21 protein-coding genes are annotated in these 20,906 nt (G+C 37.1%); 7 read left to right on the forward strand and 14 right to left on the reverse strand.

Features of this window, described 5'->3' with window-relative positions; all coding sequences use genetic code 11:
* The first annotated feature begins 102 nt into the window (after positions 1-102).
* Positions 103-291: a hypothetical protein gene (locus AC4G3N_RS13625; protein WP_066101879.1), complete on the forward strand. Its 189-nt coding sequence runs from the start codon at positions 103-105 to the stop codon at positions 289-291.
* 81 nt (positions 292-372) lie between these two features.
* Here the strand turns inward: AC4G3N_RS13625 and AC4G3N_RS13630 are convergent, their stop codons facing one another.
* Together AC4G3N_RS13630 and AC4G3N_RS13635 are read right to left on the reverse strand one after the other, a co-directional pair.
* Positions 373-459: a YjcZ family sporulation protein gene (locus AC4G3N_RS13630; protein WP_066101882.1), complete on the reverse strand. Its 87-nt coding sequence runs from the start codon at positions 457-459 to the stop codon at positions 373-375.
* Between the two features lie 34 nt (positions 460-493).
* Positions 494-580, reverse strand: a complete 87-nt coding sequence (locus tag AC4G3N_RS13635) for a YjcZ family sporulation protein (RefSeq protein WP_066101885.1) — start codon at positions 578-580, stop codon at positions 494-496.
* 282 nt (positions 581-862) lie between these two features.
* On the opposite strand from AC4G3N_RS13635, the gene AC4G3N_RS13640 reads away from it, so the two are divergent.
* Positions 863-1,711 (forward strand): peptidylprolyl isomerase, encoded by an 849-nt coding sequence (locus AC4G3N_RS13640; RefSeq protein ID WP_066101888.1) that lies wholly within the window; start codon positions 863-865, stop codon positions 1,709-1,711.
* Positions 1,712-1,749: 38 nt separating this feature from the next.
* Here the strand turns inward: AC4G3N_RS13640 and AC4G3N_RS13645 are convergent, their stop codons facing one another.
* The 6 genes from AC4G3N_RS13645 to AC4G3N_RS13670 all read right to left on the reverse strand — a co-directional run bounded on the left by AC4G3N_RS13645 (position 1,750) and on the right by AC4G3N_RS13670 (position 9,601).
* The gene (locus AC4G3N_RS13645; protein WP_066101891.1) at positions 1,750-1,920 is read right to left on the reverse strand and encodes a sporulation YhaL family protein; all 171 of its coding nucleotides are present in this window, start codon (positions 1,918-1,920) and stop codon (positions 1,750-1,752) included.
* Positions 1,921-2,029: 109 nt separating this feature from the next.
* Positions 2,030-2,968, reverse strand: coding sequence for a 3'-5' exoribonuclease YhaM (gene yhaM, locus AC4G3N_RS13650; protein WP_066101894.1), 939 nt, complete (start codon positions 2,966-2,968; stop codon positions 2,030-2,032).
* 65 nt (positions 2,969-3,033) lie between these two features.
* The gene (locus tag AC4G3N_RS13655) at positions 3,034-6,012 is read right to left on the reverse strand and encodes an ATP-binding protein (protein WP_491090343.1); all 2,979 of its coding nucleotides are present in this window, start codon (positions 6,010-6,012) and stop codon (positions 3,034-3,036) included.
* Positions 6,013-6,030: 18 nt separating this feature from the next.
* Positions 6,031-7,254, reverse strand: coding sequence for a metallophosphoesterase family protein (locus tag AC4G3N_RS13660; RefSeq protein ID WP_066101903.1), 1,224 nt, complete (start codon positions 7,252-7,254; stop codon positions 6,031-6,033).
* 216 nt (positions 7,255-7,470) lie between these two features.
* Positions 7,471-8,709 (reverse strand): ABC transporter permease, encoded by a 1,239-nt coding sequence (locus AC4G3N_RS13665; protein ID WP_139891502.1) that lies wholly within the window; start codon positions 8,707-8,709, stop codon positions 7,471-7,473.
* Positions 8,702-9,601: an ABC transporter ATP-binding protein gene (locus AC4G3N_RS13670; RefSeq protein ID WP_148630830.1), complete on the reverse strand. Its 900-nt coding sequence runs from the start codon at positions 9,599-9,601 to the stop codon at positions 8,702-8,704. Before AC4G3N_RS13670 ends, AC4G3N_RS13665 begins: the two co-directional genes overlap by 8 nt.
* Before the next feature lie 152 nt (positions 9,602-9,753).
* Between AC4G3N_RS13670 and AC4G3N_RS13675 the strand changes: the two genes are divergently transcribed.
* Positions 9,754-9,939, forward strand: a complete 186-nt coding sequence (locus AC4G3N_RS13675) for a YhzD family protein (RefSeq protein ID WP_139891504.1) — start codon at positions 9,754-9,756, stop codon at positions 9,937-9,939.
* Positions 9,940-9,985: 46 nt separating this feature from the next.
* On the opposite strand, the gene AC4G3N_RS13680 is transcribed toward AC4G3N_RS13675, so the two are convergent.
* The 5 genes from AC4G3N_RS13680 to AC4G3N_RS13700 all read right to left on the reverse strand — a co-directional run bounded on the left by AC4G3N_RS13680 (position 9,986) and on the right by AC4G3N_RS13700 (position 15,729).
* Positions 9,986-10,777 (reverse strand): enoyl-CoA hydratase, encoded by a 792-nt coding sequence (locus AC4G3N_RS13680; protein WP_139891505.1) that lies wholly within the window; start codon positions 10,775-10,777, stop codon positions 9,986-9,988.
* A gap of 154 nt (positions 10,778-10,931) precedes the next feature.
* The gene (locus tag AC4G3N_RS13685; protein WP_066101923.1) at positions 10,932-12,434 is read right to left on the reverse strand and encodes a coproporphyrinogen III oxidase; all 1,503 of its coding nucleotides are present in this window, start codon (positions 12,432-12,434) and stop codon (positions 10,932-10,934) included.
* Positions 12,435-13,107: 673 nt separating this feature from the next.
* Positions 13,108-13,977, reverse strand: a complete 870-nt coding sequence (locus AC4G3N_RS13690; RefSeq protein ID WP_066101926.1) for an HAD hydrolase family protein — start codon at positions 13,975-13,977, stop codon at positions 13,108-13,110.
* A 171-nt stretch (positions 13,978-14,148) separates the two neighbouring features.
* Positions 14,149-14,499 carry a YlbF/YmcA family competence regulator gene (locus AC4G3N_RS13695; protein ID WP_066101929.1) on the reverse strand — a complete coding sequence of 117 codons (351 nt, stop codon included), beginning with the start codon at positions 14,497-14,499 and terminating at the stop codon, positions 14,149-14,151.
* A gap of 93 nt (positions 14,500-14,592) precedes the next feature.
* Positions 14,593-15,729, reverse strand: coding sequence for a DUF445 domain-containing protein (locus AC4G3N_RS13700; protein WP_066101932.1), 1,137 nt, complete (start codon positions 15,727-15,729; stop codon positions 14,593-14,595).
* Positions 15,730-15,928: 199 nt separating this feature from the next.
* On the opposite strand from AC4G3N_RS13700, the gene AC4G3N_RS13705 reads away from it, so the two are divergent.
* The 4 genes from AC4G3N_RS13705 (at position 15,929) to AC4G3N_RS13720 (ending at position 19,178) form a co-directional block, all read left to right on the forward strand.
* The gene (locus AC4G3N_RS13705) at positions 15,929-16,144 is read left to right on the forward strand and encodes a YheE family protein (protein WP_066101936.1); all 216 of its coding nucleotides are present in this window, start codon (positions 15,929-15,931) and stop codon (positions 16,142-16,144) included.
* 31 nt (positions 16,145-16,175) lie between these two features.
* Positions 16,176-17,075 carry a PucR family transcriptional regulator gene (locus tag AC4G3N_RS13710; protein WP_066101938.1) on the forward strand — a complete coding sequence of 300 codons (900 nt, stop codon included), beginning with the start codon at positions 16,176-16,178 and terminating at the stop codon, positions 17,073-17,075.
* Between the two features lie 135 nt (positions 17,076-17,210).
* Positions 17,211-18,311 (forward strand): ABC transporter ATP-binding protein, encoded by a 1,101-nt coding sequence (locus AC4G3N_RS13715; RefSeq protein ID WP_066101941.1) that lies wholly within the window; start codon positions 17,211-17,213, stop codon positions 18,309-18,311.
* A 651-nt stretch (positions 18,312-18,962) separates the two neighbouring features.
* A complete protein-coding gene (locus AC4G3N_RS13720) occupies positions 18,963-19,178 on the forward strand; it encodes an alpha/beta-type small acid-soluble spore protein (RefSeq protein ID WP_066101945.1) in 216 nt (71 codons plus the stop codon).
* A gap of 67 nt (positions 19,179-19,245) precedes the next feature.
* On the opposite strand, the gene fumC is transcribed toward AC4G3N_RS13720, so the two are convergent.
* The gene (gene fumC, locus AC4G3N_RS13725; RefSeq protein WP_491090344.1) at positions 19,246-20,634 is read right to left on the reverse strand and encodes a class II fumarate hydratase; all 1,389 of its coding nucleotides are present in this window, start codon (positions 20,632-20,634) and stop codon (positions 19,246-19,248) included.
* Between the last annotated feature and the right edge of the window lie 272 nt (positions 20,635-20,906).

Raw genomic sequence — 20,906 nt, forward strand, 5'->3', positions numbered from 1 at the left:
TAATTTCCCGAGTAATTAATGTTCTAACGATTCATATTCTTTACAGAATTGATACTTTTTTGATAATGTTAGAGAGATACTAGCGTCAAGGAGGATAACAGGATGATACCTCTCATTTGGTTTTCATTATTTGCACTTTTTATTTTGTATTATATCAATAAATTATCAGACAGCTTCTGTACTAAAAAGGAATTGCCAGAAGCTAAACAGGCCAAATTTTTTCGAACAATCAATATCCTTATTACCATCCTGTTAATCTCTACTTATATTGAAATATTCTACACCATATAAAAGACGAGTGTTACTCACACTCGTCTTTCGTTCAACCTATAGATCATAGGTGACCTTTATGAGGATTTTGCAAATCTTGAATTAGTTAATCCAAGATGCTCCAATGATAACCAACAAGATAAATAAAACTACTAATAAAGCGAAACCTCCGCCGTATCCACCAGACATGTTGTATCCTCCCTTCAGTTACATACTTACTTAGTTAGTACACATATGACGCACCAACAATCACGAGTAGAATAAACAGAACTACGATGAAAGCAAATCCTCCACCAAATCCTTGACTCATGATCACACCTCCTTTTGAGCTGCTACCGTATCATATTCAATTTCCACAAAAAGGAATGGGCCTTTTGCTTAAATAAATGATTTTTAATGAAGACCCTAAACAGACTTAAAAACACATGAGATTCCATGAAAACGCTGATTAGAATTTAAGTAAGATTGTTCCAATTATTATAATTATCAAATAACATTTGTGCTTATCCTTTTTTTAACAGAATTTTTGTGTTATAGTTAGGCTTGTTATGAAATACTTTTACTTGGCAACACGCTAAAAGGAGTGTAATGGATGAAGAAATGGTTAATTACGTTGGCATCAGCAGCTTTACTTGTCAGTCTTGCAGCCTGCAATAATGAATCTGATGAAGCAGTGGTAGAAACGAAAGCAGGAAATGTTACTAAAGAGGAGCTTTATCAACAACTAAAAGATCAATACGGGGATCAAGCAGTAAAAGAACTCGTATATAAAAAAGTTCTCTCTGATAAATATAAAGTAACAGATAAAGAAGTGAATAAACAGGTTGAAGAAGCCAAAGAAAATCTTGGCGAAAATTTTGAAGCAGCTTTGGCACAGTCTGGCTTTAAAGATGAAGAAGCTTTTAAAGAATCTGTGAAATTCAATCTTTTACAGGAAAAAGCCGCTCTTGATACAATCAAAGTAACAGATAAAGAACTTAAGGATTACTATAATAACAAATATAAAATCGACTTAAAAGCTCGCCATATTCTTGTAGCAGATGAGGAAACAGCGAAAGAAGTAAAGGCTAAGCTTGATAAAGGTGAAAAATTCGAGGATTTGGCAAAAGAATATTCAACAGATACAGCCAATAAAGATAAAGGTGGAGACCTTGGTTGGTTTGGGGTTGGACAAATGGTAACTGCATTTGAAGATGCTGCATACGGCCTTGAAGTCAACAAAATTTCTGATCCTGTACAAACTGAGCATGGATTCCATATCATTCAAGTAACAGAGAAGAAAGAAAATGACAATCCTTCTTTCGAAGAATCCAAAGATGAAGTAACTAGAAACGTTAAAATGACCAAGCTAGATTCCGCAAAAGCTCAAGAAGCTATTCAAAAAGTGATTGATGATGCTGATGTTGAAGTAAAAGATAAAGATTTAAAAGATGCATTCTAATAGGTGAAACAGAAAACTCGACCGGTTTGGTCGAGTTTTTATTGTGCCATTGCTCTTTTTCTTTTTTCTTCTTCCATTCTTTCTATATAAACATTCCCCTCCTGTTCAATCCACGATTCATCAACTTTTTGCTCTTCCCTGATTGATTTTATGGTCATAAAGGCACTAAAGAAGATACCAGCTATGATTACTCCAATAAAAATTGACAAGCTTGTCCTCCCCCTCCTTAAGGATTAAGCATCCTTTTTAAAACTATATGCTTTTAAAAAAAAAATATGCTTTCCACTTAAAGGAAAGCATATTTTTAAAATCGATAATCTATTTGATATTCGGTTTATAAAGGCTGCGATTATCGAGAGGGAAGATTCGCTCTGTAAATTCTCCCGGTTTTACCCGATCAAGCGCACGATCCATCATATTCATTTTCGCATCCAAATTATCAATATAATGCAGAACCTCTGCCTCTTTAACCAATGGCGGTTTCGGACTTCCCCATTCCGCTTTTCCATGATGGCTTAAAACGATATGCTGAAGAATAAGAACTTCTTCCCCCTGAATATTTAATTCATCAGCAGCTTTACCGATTTCATTCACCATAATGGAAATATGGCCAAGCAAGTTGCCCTCCACTGTGTAAGTAGTCGCAATTGGTCCTGATAGTTCCTTCACTTTTCCGAGATCATGAAGGATGACTCCCGCATATAATAAATCTTTATTTAATGATGGGTATAGCTCAGCAATTGATTTTGCTAAGTTTAACATCGATACAACATGATATGCCAGACCAGAGAAAAATTCATGGTGATTTTTCGTGGCAGCAGGATATTCCAAAAACTCATTAAAATATTTTTTAACCAAATGTCTAGTAATCCGCTGTATATTAGGATTCGTCATCTCGAATATATATTTTGTAATCGTTTCAGACATTTCATTTTTTCCAAGAGGAGCAGTCGGCAATAAATCAGCAATATTAACCGTCTCATTATCGTACTTTAGGCGAATTGATCGAATCCGAAGCTGAAGCTTACCTTTATAATTTTGTATATCTCCTGTTACCCGTACGATTGCTTCCGGCATATACAGCTGTTCATCCTCAGGTTTTACATCCCAAAGCTTTGCTTCTATTTCTCCGCTTTTATCCTGGAAAATTAAAGATAAAAAAGGTTTTCCATTACTTGCTGTTCCTTTTATAGCATTCTTTATGAATAGATGAAGATCTATCGTATCTCCAACTTCATGATGGGCAATTCCCTTCATGTATATCCCTCCCCGGTCCATTCCAATATTTATTATATCATGCGAAGGCAAATTAATATTAAAAATCATCTTGTTAATTGGATGATATTCTGCCCATTAAACATCGCAGCAATATGATCATGGCAGGTAAAAAAGAGAACCTGATTCCCCTCTTTACTAATATGCTTTAATAGAGAAATCATTCTTTCCGTTCGCTTATCATCAAAATTGACAAACGTATCATCCATGATCAGCGGCCATTCTTTTCTTCCATCAATCGTACCCGCTAAAGCAAGCCTTATAGATACATAAGTAAGTTCTGCCGTCCCTCTGCTCAAATTTTTCGAATGAACCTCTAATCCCCTATGGTCCAATAAAGAGAGTCCCTCACCATTTTCTGAGAATAGGATTTTTTCATATCTTCCATTCGTAAGGTTACGTAGATACCCATTAGCTTGTTCAATAATTGCAGGCAGTTTTTCTTCTTTATACGTCGTTATAGACTCAGCCAGAGTCCCCTTCATGAGGCTGAGCGTTGTCCACTTCTTAGCCAACACTTGAAATTCCTGTTTTAAAAGCTGATGGTTATGAAGCAACGCCTCTACTGTTCCATCCTCCTCAAGCCTATTTATCTCGTACTTTACCTCTGCAAGTCTTTTTCGTAACCGATTTAATGTTGATTCATAGGAAGACTGCTCAGCCTCTTGTTCCTCAATTCTATCCTTTAAAACCAAGTCTGTAACAGAATGGTACTGATCGCGATTTGCATAACGTCCCAGCTGCCCAATCAATTGTCTCTTTGCTATGCTGAGCTGACTTCTTTCTTCGGCATCTCTACCGCGCTGATAGAACCCTTCCACTTCATGACAATCTGCTTCCTGAAGCAATTGCTGCTTTTCTTGATTTAGCTGTCTGCACAAGTCCTTTAAAGGTATAATTTCTTCCTCGAGCTCCTGTATTTTTTCGAGCATATTATTTTTTTGCCTATTGACCAATTCATTCTCTTTGTACTTCTGAACAATAGAGTAGTTTATTTGCTCGATACTTTGAGTGCCCGTAACACCAAATTCCTCTGAAAGCTTCCCTATATAGCGGATATACTCATCCTTTTTCTCCTCTGTATAAGCAAGCAATGAAATGAGTTTGCTCTTCTCCAACATAAGGTTTTTAATTTGTTCAATTCGCTCAAAAGCATCTGAAAGCATCGTACATGACACCTCATTAGGCAATGACCATTCATTTCCGAGCGTAATCAATTTATGTTTACAAAGCGCCAACTCTTTTTCCCATTCTTCAAAGGAATCAATTAAACTGTCAAATATTGCTTCCTGTTGCTCTTTGCGCAGTGATTCCAGCTTGTATTTTTCTCGATTTGCCGTATCCTCTTCAAGCATACTTTTTTGCATTCTGTAGCTTTGTTCATCAATTGAAATCGAAGATGATTTTTTTACAATTTCCTCATAGTAGTTAATTTCTTTCGCTAATTCCTCAGATTGCAATTGATTGCCATTCATCGAATTTATATATATAACGAGTACGATACCAACAACCGCCACAATCAATGCAACGCCAAGCTGTCCGCCTAAGATTAATAAAAGAACCGCCAAAATGGAAGCCAGTAAGACCGAGCCCAGAATAACTTTCTGTTTTTTCTTACCCTTTTTCTCTGATTCCAACGCTTGATTCCTTCGTTGCTTTAATCGCTGGATCACTTCCTTGGCTGACTTCTCTTCCTGTGCTGCCTTGTCAGCATGTTCATACTGCTCTACTATTCTTTTAAGCCTTTCTCTTTCATTTTCAGGCAGCAATTTTCTCTCATAAATTTCAGTGATTTGCTCGATTTGTTCCAATTTGACTCGTTCTTTTTCAAGCTGAGCATCAAGCTCCATCTTCTTCTTGGCAAGTGTATGCTTCTCTAATTCTATCTGTTTAATTTCTTCTTTCCGAAAGATACTTGTATCAAAACTTTCAACCATAACAGGATCAAATTGTGTATGTAATTCTCCCTGAAGCTTAATGATTTTATCCTCTATATGCTTTAATTCGATCGATTGAGTCCTAATTTCTTCGAGTAGGATGATCAATTTATCACTATAAAGCTCGGCTTGACGTACCCTCTCCCCACTTGCCAGCCACTGTTCATTGACTTGGAGGGAATCCTTTTCATTTTGGAGTACTTTCAATTTATTTAACTGAGTTTGCAGAAATGTTTCCTTTGCCGACCTTTCAGCCTCTATCTTTCCCATGCGCCCCATCCCATTTACCGGAAAAGGAAATTCTTCTAATTCTGACAGGCGCACTTCAATGGAAGCAAGCTCCTGAATGGATGGCAACAGTCTCTTCCAGTCCTTTAAATGAATTAAGTTCGTTTTTATTCGCTCTATTTGTTCTTGAGTGAGCGAAATTTCTTTACTTAGTTCCCTTTCTTCGCTCAAAAAGGTATTATAGCTTTTCTCTTTCTCCCTTGCTTTTTGAATTGCCTGGGAGCTTTGCTTTAATTCAGCCAGCTTTTGATTCAGAATAGGCTTCTTTCCACCTGGCTTAAATAGACTGTCCATTTGCTTTTGCAAGCCTGCTTCCATCTCCCAAAGCCTTTCACTGCCACTCATGCCAGCAAAAAAGAGATATTTGCCCAATTGATCTTCTTCCAGACGATAGATATCCTGCAAGCCGTCTAGATTAAAGGAGTATATAGATTCATAGAAGTTTCGGTCGACTCCCTTCAACCATTCTTTTATTTTCTCCTCCCCCCCTATTCTCTCAAACCTGTTATAAACTCCACATTCTGTACCCTGGTGCCCTTTAACTCTTTCAATCGTTATTTCACCTATTTCAGGGAGCTCAATGACCAGTTTTCCACCATACCGGCCGCTCCCCGACGGTTCGTAGGAGGCTGTTGTTTGGTTCTTAGCAGGGAATCCAAATAACATGGCATGGATAAAGGAAAAAATCGTTGATTTACCAGCCTCATTTTCTCCGTAGAATACATTTATATCTGATGTTAATTCTTGTTTGTAGTCTACAAATTTACCAAATCCATATATATGTATTTTCTTTATAATCAAAGCATTTTCTCCTCATTTTTAACGATTCAGGCGCTTTACTAATTCAAGCGTTGCCTCGTCCAAGATTTGCTGCCACTCGCTATCCTCCCATGGCTCTATATATTTCCTTGCCGCAGAATGAGTAAAGAGAGCTTCGCCGTATTTCAGATACTGCTCAGAATTCATATTGGCAGTTGTCCTCAAAAGTTCATCAATAAATGTATCTGACAGCTCTCCGCCTCTGCTTGCATAGCGGGGTGGAATCAGTGTACAGGAATGGATCCATACAGAAATCTCATCCATCTCCTCATCCTGGAGACCTTCAAGTAAATGATCCATATCCACAAACAGCCATTCAGGATTCATTTTGCAATCAGATGCATCGATCATAATATTCAGCAGAATAGACTTATCCGGCTCATACGCACCCTCTTTTATTTTATCCATTTCAGCTATAAGTTCGTTTACAGATGAAATATGATCTGCCTGAATGGTTTCTGTTTTCCATTCGACTGTCGATACAGGTACAAATTCTAAAGAAGTATCTGACCCTGACATAGAGACTATATAGAACCCTTTTTCACCTGTCTCTTTTTTATTTCTCCCCTGCAAGCATCCTGGATAAATGGCTGGTGGATCCTGCAGGATTTCCATTCGTTTATGGATATGCCCCAGAGCCCAGTAATCAAATTGCTTACTAAGCAGTTCACTTCTGGTAAAAGGAGCATAGTTTCCATGAGCACTCTCTCCATCTAAATTACCGTGTAAAATACCAATATGATAATCACCATCGTCTGCCTTTTTATACTCCTGAATAACCCGGTCATGTATATGACGCTTGTCGTAACTGAATCCATAAAGATTTACGGCAGTTGCATCATTTTCTTTAATAAATTGTTTAACTTCTACTTCGCGTCCAAACAGATGAACATTCGCTGGTAAGCTTATATCAAAGTAATTCCCATTCATGTAATCATGATTTCCATGAATTAAATAGACAGGAATCGAATAGGTTTCCAATCTTTCCATTTCAGCCTTAAATTTCAATTGTGCTTTCAAGTTTCGTTCTTCATTATCATAAATATCTCCAGCAAAAATAACAAAATCAATTCTTTCCTGAATTGCCGTGTCCACGAGCCTTGTTAATGCTGAATATCCGCTGTTTTTTATTTTTTCATAAATGGCACTATGCATATGCTGAAATCCTGAAAAAACGCTGCCCAAATGCAAATCAGCTGCATGTATAAATTTTACGCCTCGCACTGTACCACACTCCTTCCATGCCATTTTACTACAAACGATTGTTCTTTTAATCAAAAAAAACGTAAATTTAATTATCTCATATACAAATATTATTAGATAATTGTTACCTCCCCGTAATCAGCCAGGTGATTGCAAAGGATGCCTTTATTTAAGCAAATCAAATATCCTGCTAAGAACCATAAAAAACTCACTTCCCATTTGGAAGTGAGTCCTTGTTTACTTATTGCTGTTTGTTAAATCAAGTGCTTTTTTAATATCTTTAAAAGAACTTGAATTTCCATACATTAAAACTCCGCCTTTATAGACTTTAGCTCCAAAATAGGCTAATAGTCCAATCGTCACAAGCAGAATACCAATGCTTATCGCAATTTCGATATTGGATATTTCAAGCATTCCTATACGCATAAACATTAGCATAGGCGTGAAGAACGGAATATAGGATGACACCTTTATAAAGGTTGCTTCCGGATTGCCAAGCCCGGTCATGGCAAGCATGAAAGCCAAGATAACCAGCATGGTCATTGGCATGATCATTTGTTGCAAGTCTTCAATCTTACTTACTAAGGAACCAAGAAACGCTGCCATTGTTGCATATAATAAATAGCCTAAGAAGGTAAATATAACCGCATAAACAATCGTCTTCGCTTTCATATTGTCAAAGCCAAAAGCCTCGAAAATTTCTCCCATCCCACTGCTGCTTTTAAATGATAAATATCCAACCAGCACAAATATGGCAAGCTGTGTCAATGTCAGCAGAGCAATTCCAGTGATTTTCGCGAACATTTGCTGAATTGGTGACACACTTGAAATTAAGATCTCCATCACACGTGATGATTTTTCAATGGCCACTTCGTTGGCAATCATACCGGCATACACAATAACAGAGAAATAAATGACAAAGATCATCACATAGACTAGGCCGCGGGCCTGATTAAGCTCTTCCTCTGATTTAGCCTGATTATTTAATGGGACGACTTCAAAGGAAACGGGCTTATAGATAGCTGCCAGCTGCTCATCTGTTATGTTAACCTGCTTTGTTAGAATACTTGTTTGTATTTGCTGCAAAGCATTTTGAATTTCTGTACTTTCATTTGAATTGGCGATGGATTGGGCCTTATAGACACCTATTGGAATACCGTCTTGCTCTTCAAGCAATAAATATCCTTCCAATTCTCCCTCTTCTTCAGCTTTCTTTACTTCAGTTTCAGATTTATATGCTTTCAGGCTTAATTCGCTCCCACTACTATCAAGCTGCTTTTCCAGTGCGGCATAGAAATTGCCTGAATTTTCCACAACTCCAATTGTTGTATCACCTTCATCAAACAAACCGATAATTCGATCCAAGTTCGTAAAAGCGAGAACCATTAATAAAATAACTGCAGTCGAAATGACAAATGACTTACTTTTAACCTTTGATATATACGTCTGAAATGTCATAATCCAAAACTTATTCATATTGAGCACCAACCTTTTCAATAAAGATATCCTTCAAGGATGGTTCTTCCAATTCAAATTTACGTATGAAACCACGCTTAACTGTATCCTGTAAGATTAATTCGGCATTCTTCTCATCCGCAATTTGCAAATGAATTCCTTCCGTTACTTCTACTGCTTTTGTCACACCAGGATAATCAGTCAGGAATTTAAGATCAAAATCAGCATGTATAGATACATTCTTTTTTCCATAGGAACGCTTGATATCCTTTAGTGAACCATTAACGACTGCCTCTCCTTGCTTAAGTATGCAGAGCTGTTCACATAATTCCTCTACGTGTTCCATACGGTGGCTGGAAAAGACGATAGTTGTTCCGTTTTTTCTTAAATCATGAACCGCTTTTTTTAATAATTCAACATTTACAGGGTCCAAACCGCTAAATGGTTCATCCAAAATTAACAATTCTGGCTTATGTATAACAGAGGCAATAAATTGTATTTTTTGTTGATTTCCTTTAGAAAGGTCACCAACTCTTTTATCGAAATATTCCGGGACATTAAAGCGATCCAACCAGACTTTTGCTTCTTGCATTGCATCCGATTTGTTCATCCCTCGCAAACGAGCCAGATAAATTAATTGTTCACCCGTTTTAATCTTTGGATACAACCCTCGCTCTTCAGGAAGATAACCTATCGTCGAGCTTGTGGAATAGTCAATTTTCCTTCCCTTCCAACTAATGCTCCCTTCTGTAGGGTCCAATAAACCAAGAATCATTCTGAAAGTAGTAGTCTTACCAGCCCCGTTTGCCCCGAGCATACCAAACATCGTTCCCTCTCCCACATCAAGTGAAAGATGATTTACTGCTGTAAATTCTCCAAATTGTTTTACTACGTTATTTACCAGTAAAGTCAAAAGCATTTCCCCCTTTTATCAATTTTTATGTCTATATATATTCTAATCTATCCGCCCAGAGAATTGAAAGGTAATTCTAAACTTTACAAATTTTGTCTTCTTGTGCGAAAATAATATCAACTGCTGATCAGCTGAATTTAGGAGGAATAAAGATGAAAATCTATAAATTAACCGTGTTTGAAGCAGATGGTGAAAAGATTTTAGAAGAATCGATTCAGGCAGAGAATGATGAAAGCGCAAAAGAACTTGGACAAAAGCTTTTAGCTGAAAAAGAATACGAAGAAAAGACACATCGGTTCACCTCACCGCTTGGCAAGCTACTATTATTCCATAGATAAGAAAGGGTTTGTATGATCCGTTTATAACGGAATCATACAAACCTTTTTATTTCCCTTTAAAATTAGGCTTCCTTTTCTCAACAAACGCCTTGATACCTTCTTCATGATCCTCTGTTTGTCTCATTACATATTGCGAGTATTTCTCCAATTCAAGCATCTTCAATAGCTTAGGACGATTTGTTTCAGCAAGAATTTTCTTCGTCCGGATCATAGACAAAATTGGTTTTGCCTGCCATTCTTTTACCTTTTTCTGAACCTCATCCTCAAGGCTATTCGTTGTTACCAGATCAACCAATCCAATTTCTGATGCCTGCTCAGCGCTCATCACTTTACCTTCCCAGATTACTTCCTGAGCTTTCAATTCTCCCAGTCTTCGTTCTAGAAAGAAGTGCCCTCCGCCATCAGGAATCAAGCCGATCCCAATGAAATTCATGGCTAATTTACTCTCCTGCTCTGCAATAATGCAGTCAGTGGCCAAGGCAAGGCTGAATCCAAGTCCCGCTGCTGCCCCGTGAACTGCTGCAATTGTTAATTTTGGCATCGTATACATGGCCATGGCTAGTTCGTTAATACAATCCATTATTCCATAAAAATCTTTTTCACTGCCTAAATTAAACATCGATTTTATATCGCCGCCTGAGCAAAATCCGTTGCCATTTCCTTTAAGAATAATAATTGTAATTTCCTCATCAAGACTCAATGCTTTTAATTCCTTGTTTAATTCAACAAGCATCTCTTTATTAAGAGCATTTAATACTTCAGGACGGTTTAATGACACGGTAGCTACAGTGCCTTCCTTTTCCACAAGCACGCTCTTGATAATAGAGGCAGGTTTCACTGGCAAAATCCCCTTTCAAATTTGATATATATTTATTATAAAGGTTTATGTAAGCGTTTTAACACAAAAAAGGTGTAATTTATTAGAATTATTTGTATATTAGAAGAAAAAATAACCGAGTTCTTCATCCAAACAAGAACTCGGTTTGTTAATTTCAGCGCAAAAATAATTCTTTTAAGTAATCAATTTTTTTAGTTGTATAATGCTCATAACTATCATTATAGGATTTTGGATCTTTTGGGTTGGCAAAGTGCGTGATTTTTCCAGTATCAGGATCAATGAATTTACTTGCTGCCCCACATCCAAGTCCTATGATCGTTTGCTGCTCCTCCATAATCAGGATATTATACAAGCTCTCCATTCCAGGTAATGAATATCCGACATTCTCCAGGTTACCCAGTATATTCTTTTGTCTGTATAAATAGTATGGATGGTATCCATGGGCTGCAGTCCACTTTTCAGCTTCATTCATCATTTGTTCTACTTCCGTACGATCCGCAACCTTATAGCGCATTTTATTTCTCGTCATCTCAGAAGCCCGTTTAAAGGATAACGTATGAACAGTCAATGATTCCGGCATCAATTTTTCTGTTTCGTGTAAACTATTCTTTAATTCAGGGACACCTTCACCCGGAAGCCCTATAATTAAATCCATATTCACATTATTCATACCGGCCTCTTTAGCCAGTTTATATTTTTCAATTGTTTCCTCTACCGTGTGATGTCGCCCAATCGCCTTCAATGTTTCCTGTGTATAGGACTGTGGATTAATACTGATTCGATCAATATTCCATTTTTTTAAGACCTTCAATTTTTCCGGTGTAATCGTATCCGGCCGACCTGCTTCCACCGTAATTTCCCGTACATTTTTAATATCAGGGAATGATTCATATAGTTCCTCGTAAAGAATGTCCATTTCTTCAGCTGATATACTCGTAGGTGTACCGCCGCCAAAGTAAATAGTAGTAATTTTTATATGATTGTCCTTCAGCCATTTACCGATTTCTCGCATTTCATAATGCAGTCCACCCAGAAATGATGTTACATTTCCCTGACGTCCATTAATTGCATAAGCGGGGAATGTACAATAGGCGCATTTAGTAGGGCAGAAAGGAATTCCTATATAAATGCTCACTTCCCTTTTCAAATCATATAAATCTGGAATGACTTCTAATTGACGGTCAGCAATTTCCTCCAGTAAATTTAATTTCTCGTCTGTAATGGAGTAGGAGGCGCTCAGCTCTCTCTTGGCAACAGATGCATCTATATTCTTTTTCACATATTGATGCCACAATTTTGTGGGACGAACACCTGTCAACAATCCCCACTTCTGAATCATTCCTGTATGTTGTTCCAAAACCTTTAAAAAAACATAAGAATAGGAATGCTTTTTTTGCTTAAAAAGAGCCTTTTCATCCGTCTGATTCAAGACATCTCTTTCAAATGTGGATTCATGTACTTTATTAGATGTAGAATCCTCTAGTATCGCTTTTGTATATAATGTATGATTAATCATTTCTTGTTTTAATGTAATTGATAAATCCGATGGTGATTCATCGCTATTAAGCAGTGTTGCCTCTTCAAAAAATAAGTCCGCAATTAAAGATAAGGGCCGATACAGCCTTTCATCCTCAATGCCATTTATTAAAATACGCATGCCTATCCCCTTTTCAAAAATTCAATCCATATCAGTTTACTGAACATCAAGACAGCGGTCAATCACAAATAGACCATCTCTTCCTTATCATGACTATTTGGGAATGAAGCTATTCAGCCAATAAAAAAGCTTAGGAGACTGCCTAGGAGCGACAAGCATAAGAAGAGTACTGAGAGGAAGGGTCCTATTGAGCAAAGACTAAGAAGCACCACATCGCGTAGAAAGATCATTGTGAACTAAATCCCGCAGGCCTCCGCTGAGTATTTACTGATGACTTGAGTTCCTAGAAGCCGAAGCTGGATTCCATCAAAAGAGTAAAGGAATGGCCCCATTTAGGCGTTTGGCTCGATTATTGTTTGAATCGGCTGGATTATTACGGAGTTTGGCTGGATTTTCAGCTGAATCGGCCGGATTATTACGAAGTTAAGCTGAATCTATGCTCAATTCGGCTGGATTCATCCTCGTTGGGCTGAATATCCTACATCTCTTGCCAAGAATTAAGTACACAAAATTAATTTAATTGCCAAGAAAACTGTTTCAGCCCTACATAGCACCTTTATCATCATAACGAAACCCTAAACCGACAATATTTATTACCGAAGCCCAATAAAAAAGGATAACCCCAGAGGAGCCATCCTTTTGGTAGGTGGTAAAAAACACCTTCAACACCTATTTAGTCAGTTTTGATATTCATCTTTTTTAAGAAGCCAATTGGATGCTGTCTTCTGAATACCTCTTTAATGAGATAGGCCACACCCAGTTCATCATTACTGCGGGTAATCCATTTGGCTGAGCGCTTTACCGCTGCATCAGCATTTGCCACAGCTACACCAAGTCCCACATTTCTTACCAGCTCCGATTCATCTTGATCACTGCCAATTAAGACCACTTCATTTGCTGCTATACCCCTGTTTTTTAATAAGTAGTTAAAAGCCTTCTCTTTTGTGACTTGTTCTGGTAAAATCACAAGTTTATTCGGATGACTCTCCTGGATCATTACGTTTTCAAACATCGCTTCAAGACCAGACTTTGCATCTATTCTGTCCTGTTTCTTATCTATATATATATCAATTTGCAATGGAGACATCGGATGGGTGCGTAAATACTCATCTAGAGAATCTACAAATTGCTGGGCATATATATTGGTCTCTCCCGGCGTCCATTTGATTCTTGCAAAGAGCGGTGTTGGAAGATCCATTCTATTTCCGATTGTCATATCCTCATGAATTAAACGGATGTGCCCGCTTAATTTTTCTAAAAAACGAATGATATCGAGGGTAGTGTTCTCAGGTATTCGCTTAACAAAAATCGGATTATGAAGATTCTCCAAAATAAAGCCACCCTGATGCGCAATAATATGCGGATTACATCTAAGAGCTTTTCCGGTTCTTTGTGTATAGTCATAATTTTCAGAGGTCATCAGAGCTACTTCTACTCCCTTTTTAGCAACGTATTCAATTGATTCTCTTGTATGAGTGTGGAGTTTTCCTTTTGAAGATAATAGTGCACCATCCATATTAATCATTAACAGTTTATATACCATGATGTCCAATCCACCTTTCATGATGCCCATATACATTCTGTATGAGGATTTTGGCAGAAATAGAACAGTTATAAAGAAAAAAGAACCGATTTAGCGCCCTGAACTTCCCTTCACCAATTAAATAAATCTAACTGGCAGAGAAGCTTCGACACTAATCGGTTCCATATATGCTTAGGATTGTGTTCCGTACAAGTCTTCCAATGGTTTTGTGATAATACGATTGAGATCTGTAAGGATGACGCTCATTTTTTGTTCAGCATCCATTAATTTAGAAATCGCTTCATGTTGTTGCACAAGCGCAACAGTTTTTTGAGCCTGCATTACTTCTTCTTCAGTAATTTCCTGACCCATCATTTGTTTTTGCTGAAGATTTAGCTGAATATCTCTGAAATTGTTAAACATCGTTCTTGCTTGCTCATCAGCCATTATCGCATTGTATTGATTCTTTAGTTCTTGGTATTCTGCACTTTCACGTATTCCTTTTTCTACTGTATACGCTAAATCATATAAATTAACTGACATCATATACCTCCTGTTTTCTATTACACTGAAGTCTCTCTTACTATACCATTATCGAAAGCATTATACATCCATTGTATGTTTACTGGAATGGTTTTAATTCATCAAAATCATAAAGATTCCCTGGAAAACTCCAATCAAGCCTCCTAATAGGGCTCCTAAATACGTAATCATTTTCAATTCACTTTTTGTGATAGACAGTACCATTTCTTCCAGACGAGCCACCGGAAAAGAAGCAACCTGATCACGGACAATTTCCTTTAGTTTCAATTTTTCCATTATGCTTGGTACTTTTTCAATTAAAATCGCTGCAACCTCTTCAATAACATTTGGCAGCAATCTTCCCTTGATGGTCTCATTCCATTCACCAGTTATCTGATTAAGTGTCAGATTCGATAAATCCACTTTTTTATAGCCGGTTATAATTCCTTTATAGAGTAAACTTCTCATTTCATCCAATGAATAGAATTCCTCCACGTCTGAAATCTGCTTATGTTTTATTTTATGCCACTCACTATGCAGGAGTTGTGTCAGCGTATCCCTAGTCCCAGGATTTGAGAGAAATTTAATAATCTCCGGCTGAAGTTTCTCGCCAAGATTTACATTTCCTAATAGCATCTGCATAATTCCACCGAGTTTTCCCCGTTCCCTCATGAAATCATCTGCCATTTTTTGAAGTCTTTCCTTACCTTGATTGCTGGCAAAAAAAGCGATTCCCTTATCCAAGATATAATGAGATACATCCGGTATTTTGTTCTCTATTTTCTCCTCAACACTTGCTGGTATAAAGGTTGCTATAGGTTTATTTTTATGCTGCAAATACCAATCCTCTAACCAATTTGTTGAATGCGATTCAATTTTTCTTACGATTAAATCCGGAATGTCAGCCAACCCAGCTTTTTCAAGCGCCTTTTCTATAGAGATCTCAGAAAAAATTGTTTTATCTAATATATTTTCTCCAATTCTCTTAGCTTCCACTTTGACAGTACCAGTAAGCAGTTTATTTTTAATACTCTCTGGAGTGATTAAGTGTTCTACAACCATCTTCCCCATCTGCTCAGCCAATTCGTCTCGTCTTTTCGGTATTAACCCAGGCGTAAATGGCAAGCGTTTACCAAAGATATAAATAGCCTCGTAGGGGTGGAATAGCATTTTTATGGCCAAGGCGTTTGTAATACCGCCTATTAAGGCCCCTACTACAACCACTGTGATAATCGTTATAAATGTACCCATAAGTAGCTCCTTTTTAAAACTTCCTGTTTGTAAGAAATAGTTTAGTCTTTTCTACTATTAAATTGCAACCATCGGTGTCCATTTTTCAAAGATTTTGATGCTAGCTTTCCTTATACGAGGTTGTAATTGGATATAAATGCTTATTTAAAGTGTATAATTATGATTATTGCTATTAAATTTAGATTTGAGGTGCAATCTATTGATTAATCATTTTGAATGGAAATCATTATATGAAACAGAAAAAATACCTGGTTGGAAGTTTTCCTTCTACTTTGAAAAAAAACGGTATAAAGGAGTTTACCATAAAGATGGTTCTATTACCTGGATTGAAACACAACCATCTGACTATGCTAAAGCAGAATTAGAATCTAGAGTACACGAATTGATGCTTTATCATGTATATGATAATCAATAGACTATGATACAAAATATTTGGAGGATTACTCATGAACACTGACTTACTTATACTCTTTCCCAACGCAATCCGTGTTTCATATCCGTTGGAGGATCAATCCTATTATTGGTACATAGAAAATGCGAATCAATATATCGGTATTCCAAAAAGGTCTGTATCATCTGATCAATTGGCTCTATTAAATATTTTTTTAGAACCCTTTTTGCTTCATACTGAAGAACTTAATAGATCTGCCCAGCAAATGCATTGGCACAAATTATTATACCAACAGGATTCTGCACCATTGCCGAAAATTGAAGATGGGTCATACCGCTTTATTCATTATAATCTTCCAAACAATGATATTAATATTACAGACTTCTCCGATGCTATAAATGGCTTTTTTCATGACCCGGTCATTTGCTGGAAGGACCCATCTAGCGGAGTCATTATAGAAAACACCAAATCCACTTTGCTCACAAATCAAGATTTTAATGCTGTCATTCATACCCTTGAAAGCGATTTATACGCACATTTCCGTTTATTTATAGGAAATAATTATCCGCTTTCGAATGAAATCATAACGTATTTTTCTTCAGAAGATACTTGCTTTAAAACCATACGTCTGTATAACTCAAAAGATAAAGTCATTACTTTTTCTTCAGCTTTTTTGGATCTTTTATTACTAGGTAAAAATCAAACTTTATGTATAACTCTAGCTAAAAATCTACTCGGCACTTTAGAAAATGAAAAAGATCTACTCCAAACTATTATGATTTACATTAAAGCTAATGCCAATGCTACTGTTGCTGCAAAACAGCTTTTTCTTCACCGTAACAGTCTAAAATATCGTCTTGATAAATTTTATGAAATTACCAATCTCGATGTTCGAAAATTCGAAGACAGCTTATGTGCCTATTTAGCCATCCGGTTACTGGAGAATACAAATTAACTATAAGTGCAACCAGCCCATTTCATAATCATTTTATTTGTGCAAATTGAACATATATTTTTAACTATTAGACTAGTAAAATTATTTGTGAAAAGGGTTTCATTATTACATAGTTATCAAGGAGGACATTTAAAGATGGCTCAGTTAAAATTAGAAAATATTTATAAAGTTTATGATAATAAGGTAACTGCAGTAACCGATTTTAATTTACACATAAAAGATAAAGAGTTTATCGTTTTCGTAGGTCCATCTGGATGTGGTAAATCCACAACCTTACGTATGATCGCCGGATTAGAAGAAATCTCTAAAGGTGACTTCTATATTGATGATAAACGCGTGAATGATGTACCTCCAAAAGACCGTGATATTGCAATGGTTTTCCAAAACTATGCATTATATCCTCATATGAGTGTATATGATAATATGGCTTTTGGACTAAAGCTTCGTAAATTTGATAAAGCTGAAATCGATCGCCGCGTTAAAGATGCAGCACGTATTCTTGGTCTCGAGGAATATTTAAATCGTAAACCAAAAGCTCTTTCCGGCGGTCAACGTCAGCGTGTTGCATTGGGCCGTGCTATCGTTCGTGACGCAAAAGTTTTCCTTATGGATGAGCCTTTGTCTAACCTGGATGCTAAATTGCGCGTACAAATGCGTGCTGAAATCGCTAAGCTTCATCAAAGATTAAATACAACTACAATTTATGTAACACATGACCAAACAGAAGCAATGACAATGGCTACTCGTCTGGTAGTTATGAAAGACGGCTTCATCCAACAAGTCGGTGCACCGAAAGACGTTTATGAAAATCCAGAAAACATCTTTGTAGGTGGATTTATCGGATCTCCTGCCATGAACTTTATTAATGGGAAATTAGAAGATGGATATTTTGTAACCGGCAGCACTCGCATCGCCGTACCTGAAGGTAAATTAAGCTATTTGCGTAAACAAGACTATATAGGTAAAGACGTTGTCCTTGGCATTCGTCCTGAGGATATCCATGATGAACCTATATTCATGGATGCATCCCCAGAAACTACAGTCAGCTGCATAATTGAAGTGGCAGAATTAATGGGTGCTGAAACGATGCTCTATACTCAAATTGAAGGTCAATCCATCGTAGCACGTATCGATTCCCGTTCTGATATCAGTCCAATGGATACCATTAAATTAGGATTAGATATCAACAAAGCACACTTCTTTGATAAAGACACTGAGTTAAGAATTCGCCCATAATTAATTATAAAAACTCAAAGCCAAATCTCTCGGGATTTTGGCTTTTTTGTTTCCTGATATGGCTTTAATTCAGTTTTCAGGAATTATAATTATTCTCAAATATACATTTCGTGAATAGATACTACCTCGTCGTTTCCACATTGACTGCAGGATAAAAGATGTTTGCATATATTTTGTCTTACCGATTGAGGATCTCCGTCCGTTTGTTTTTGTATATTGGTTTCCAGGTATGCACTATAGTCGTCATAGTAATCCATTACCTTCCCAAAGTCCTCCATATTTATATCACAATTTTTACATAAGTATTCTATAGAAGTTAGACCATTACATAAAGGACATTCCATATTATCCTCTCCAAACCTTTTCTTTTCCTTAGCGTTTCACCCATGAGATTTTTTATGTTCATGGAATCCAGATAATATTTTCCTGCTTGTACACCCTTACGAATCTTATCAACTCCAGCTTTTACCTTTTTATATCTATGTATAAATTAAAGTGTGACCTTCCATACTAGCTAGTAGAAAGACGCACTCACATCAATGGGTCAAGCCGTTTAGGGCTTAGGAGATTTCATACGATAATCTCCTGTATGTCGGTTCAAATCCGACTGACCCAGCCAAATAAATCATTTTTTTAAAGGAGATTAACATCATGGCTCAAAACAGCTCAAACAATAACTCTAATCAATTGGTTGCTCCAGGTGCAGCAGAAGCAATCAATCAAATGAAATACGAAATATCTACTGAGTTTGGAGTACAACTTGGTGCTGAAACAACAGCTCGCGCAAACGGATCTGTTGGAGGGGAAATCACAAAAAGACTTGTTCGTATGGGTGAACAACAAATCAGCGGCAGATCTCAATCTTAATTAAAAATTTCATATAAAATGGCTAAAACCCCCTTCCGAACAATTCGGAAGGGGGTTACGAATGTTTTTAGGATTTTTGTTTGACCATATCTTTTGGATTTACCCATTGATCAAATTCTTCCTCAGTTAAATAACCCAATTTCAAGGCTGTTTCTTTTAACGTACTGTTATCTTTAAAGGCAAGCTTAGCAATTTCAGCTGCTTTCTCATAGCCTATATGCGGGTTTAGTGCCGTTACGAGCATAAGGGAGGACTCTACATTTTTTTGAATGCTTTCAATATTAGCCTCAAGTCCAACCAGGCAATTAACCCTGAAGGATTTAAGCGAATCTGACAATAATCTGGCAGATTGCAGGAAATTATAAGCAATCACGGGTTTAAATACATTTAATTCGAAATTCCCCTGGCTTGCAGCAAATCCAATGGATGTATCATTTCCCAATACTTGAACAGCTACCATTGTTAAAGCTTCACTTTGCGTCGGATTTACTTTACCAGGCATAATCGAACTCCCAGGTTCATTTGCAGGAATGGTAATCTCCCCAATACCACTGCGAGGGCCGCTTGCCAACCAGCGTATATCATTGGCCACCTTCATCGCATCCATAGCCAAAGCTTTTAATGCACCATGCGCATAAACAATCTCATCATGGCTGGTCAATGCATGAAATTTGTTTGGTGAAGAAATGAAGTTATAACCGGTTTGTTCAGATATATATCCCGCTGTTTTATCCCCAAATTCGAGATGGGCATTAATGCCTGTACCAACAGCAGTACCTCCTATCGCAAGGCTAAGCAGCTTCTCGGCACTTTCCCTAATCATCTGTTCTGAACGTTCAAAACTGAATCTCCATCCGCTTATTTCCTGGCCAAGTGTTAATGGTGTAGCATCCTGCAGGTGAGTACGTCCAATTTTAACAATTCCCATAAACTCCTGCTCTTTTTCTTGAAGTACTTTCCTAAAAGCAATAATTTCAGGCAAAACATTTTTATGTATAGTTTCATAAGCTGCAATATGTAAAGCCGTTGGGTATGTATCATTGGAGCTTTGAGACATGTTTACATCATCATTAGGGTGCAGCGTTACTTCAAACCCATTATTCTCCAGCCATTCATTCCCTTTACGTGCTACTACTTCATTCACATTCATATTGCTTTGGGTTCCACTTCCAGTTTGCCAAACTTTTAGAGGAAATTGACTATTTAAATTTCCTGCGATAATCTCATCACATACGTATGATATCGCATTCTTTTTTTCTTCCGATAAATTACCTAAATCAAAATTGGAATAAGCAGCGGCTTTTTTTAGGTGGGCAAAGGCATATACAATCTCAATTGGCATTAATTCTTGTCCAATTTTAAAATTGTTGCGGCTACGCTCTGTTTGAGCCCCCCAATAGCTATCAGCTGGAACACGCACTTCTCCCATCGTATCTTTTTCAATCCGATATTCCACCTTCATCATCCCCTATAAAGTATTATCTTACTATTAAGAACATACTCTCTATTATAGCAGATGGTCAAATGATAGCGCTTAAATCTAGCCCCCTTGACTGTTAGCTTTTAGGAGATATTAGGTTTACGCATCCCAAAGCATGTGCCCGATAAAAAAGCCTAAAGTCATGATACTAGCTATAGCAAGCGTTACAGTATAATCAATCATTTTCCCTACCTCCTCATATCCTTATAATGATAAAAATAGCACATTTAACTCTGGGCTGACCGGTT

The sequence above is a fragment of the Bacillus sp. z50 genome (assembly GCF_058313585.1).

Excerpts from the sequence above, each read along its gene's own strand:
- AC4G3N_RS13625 (WP_066101879.1), top strand. The coding sequence starts at position 103 with ATGATACCTCTCATTTGGTTTTCATTATTTGCACTTTTTATTTTGTAT.
- AC4G3N_RS13630 (WP_066101882.1), bottom strand. The coding sequence starts at position 459 with ATGTCTGGTGGATACGGCGGAGGTTTCGCTTTATTAGTAGTTTTATTT.
- AC4G3N_RS13635 (WP_066101885.1), bottom strand. The coding sequence starts at position 580 with ATGAGTCAAGGATTTGGTGGAGGATTTGCTTTCATCGTAGTTCTGTTT.
- AC4G3N_RS13640 (WP_066101888.1), top strand. The coding sequence starts at position 863 with ATGAAGAAATGGTTAATTACGTTGGCATCAGCAGCTTTACTTGTCAGT.
- yhaM (WP_066101894.1), bottom strand. The coding sequence starts at position 2,968 with ATGAAGGGAATTGCCCATCATGAAGTTGGAGATACGATAGATCTTCAT.
- AC4G3N_RS13665 (WP_139891502.1), bottom strand. The coding sequence starts at position 8,709 with ATGAATAAGTTTTGGATTATGACATTTCAGACGTATATATCAAAGGTT.
- AC4G3N_RS13675 (WP_139891504.1), top strand. The coding sequence starts at position 9,754 with ATGAAAATCTATAAATTAACCGTGTTTGAAGCAGATGGTGAAAAGATT.
- AC4G3N_RS13685 (WP_066101923.1), bottom strand. The coding sequence starts at position 12,434 with ATGCGTATTTTAATAAATGGCATTGAGGATGAAAGGCTGTATCGGCCC.
- AC4G3N_RS13690 (WP_066101926.1), bottom strand. The coding sequence starts at position 13,977 with ATGGTATATAAACTGTTAATGATTAATATGGATGGTGCACTATTATCT.
- AC4G3N_RS13695 (WP_066101929.1), bottom strand. The coding sequence starts at position 14,499 with ATGTCAGTTAATTTATATGATTTAGCGTATACAGTAGAAAAAGGAATA.
- AC4G3N_RS13700 (WP_066101932.1), bottom strand. The coding sequence starts at position 15,729 with ATGGGTACATTTATAACGATTATCACAGTGGTTGTAGTAGGGGCCTTA.
- AC4G3N_RS13710 (WP_066101938.1), top strand. The coding sequence starts at position 16,176 with ATGAACACTGACTTACTTATACTCTTTCCCAACGCAATCCGTGTTTCA.
- AC4G3N_RS13715 (WP_066101941.1), top strand. The coding sequence starts at position 17,211 with ATGGCTCAGTTAAAATTAGAAAATATTTATAAAGTTTATGATAATAAG.
- AC4G3N_RS13720 (WP_066101945.1), top strand. The coding sequence starts at position 18,963 with ATGGCTCAAAACAGCTCAAACAATAACTCTAATCAATTGGTTGCTCCA.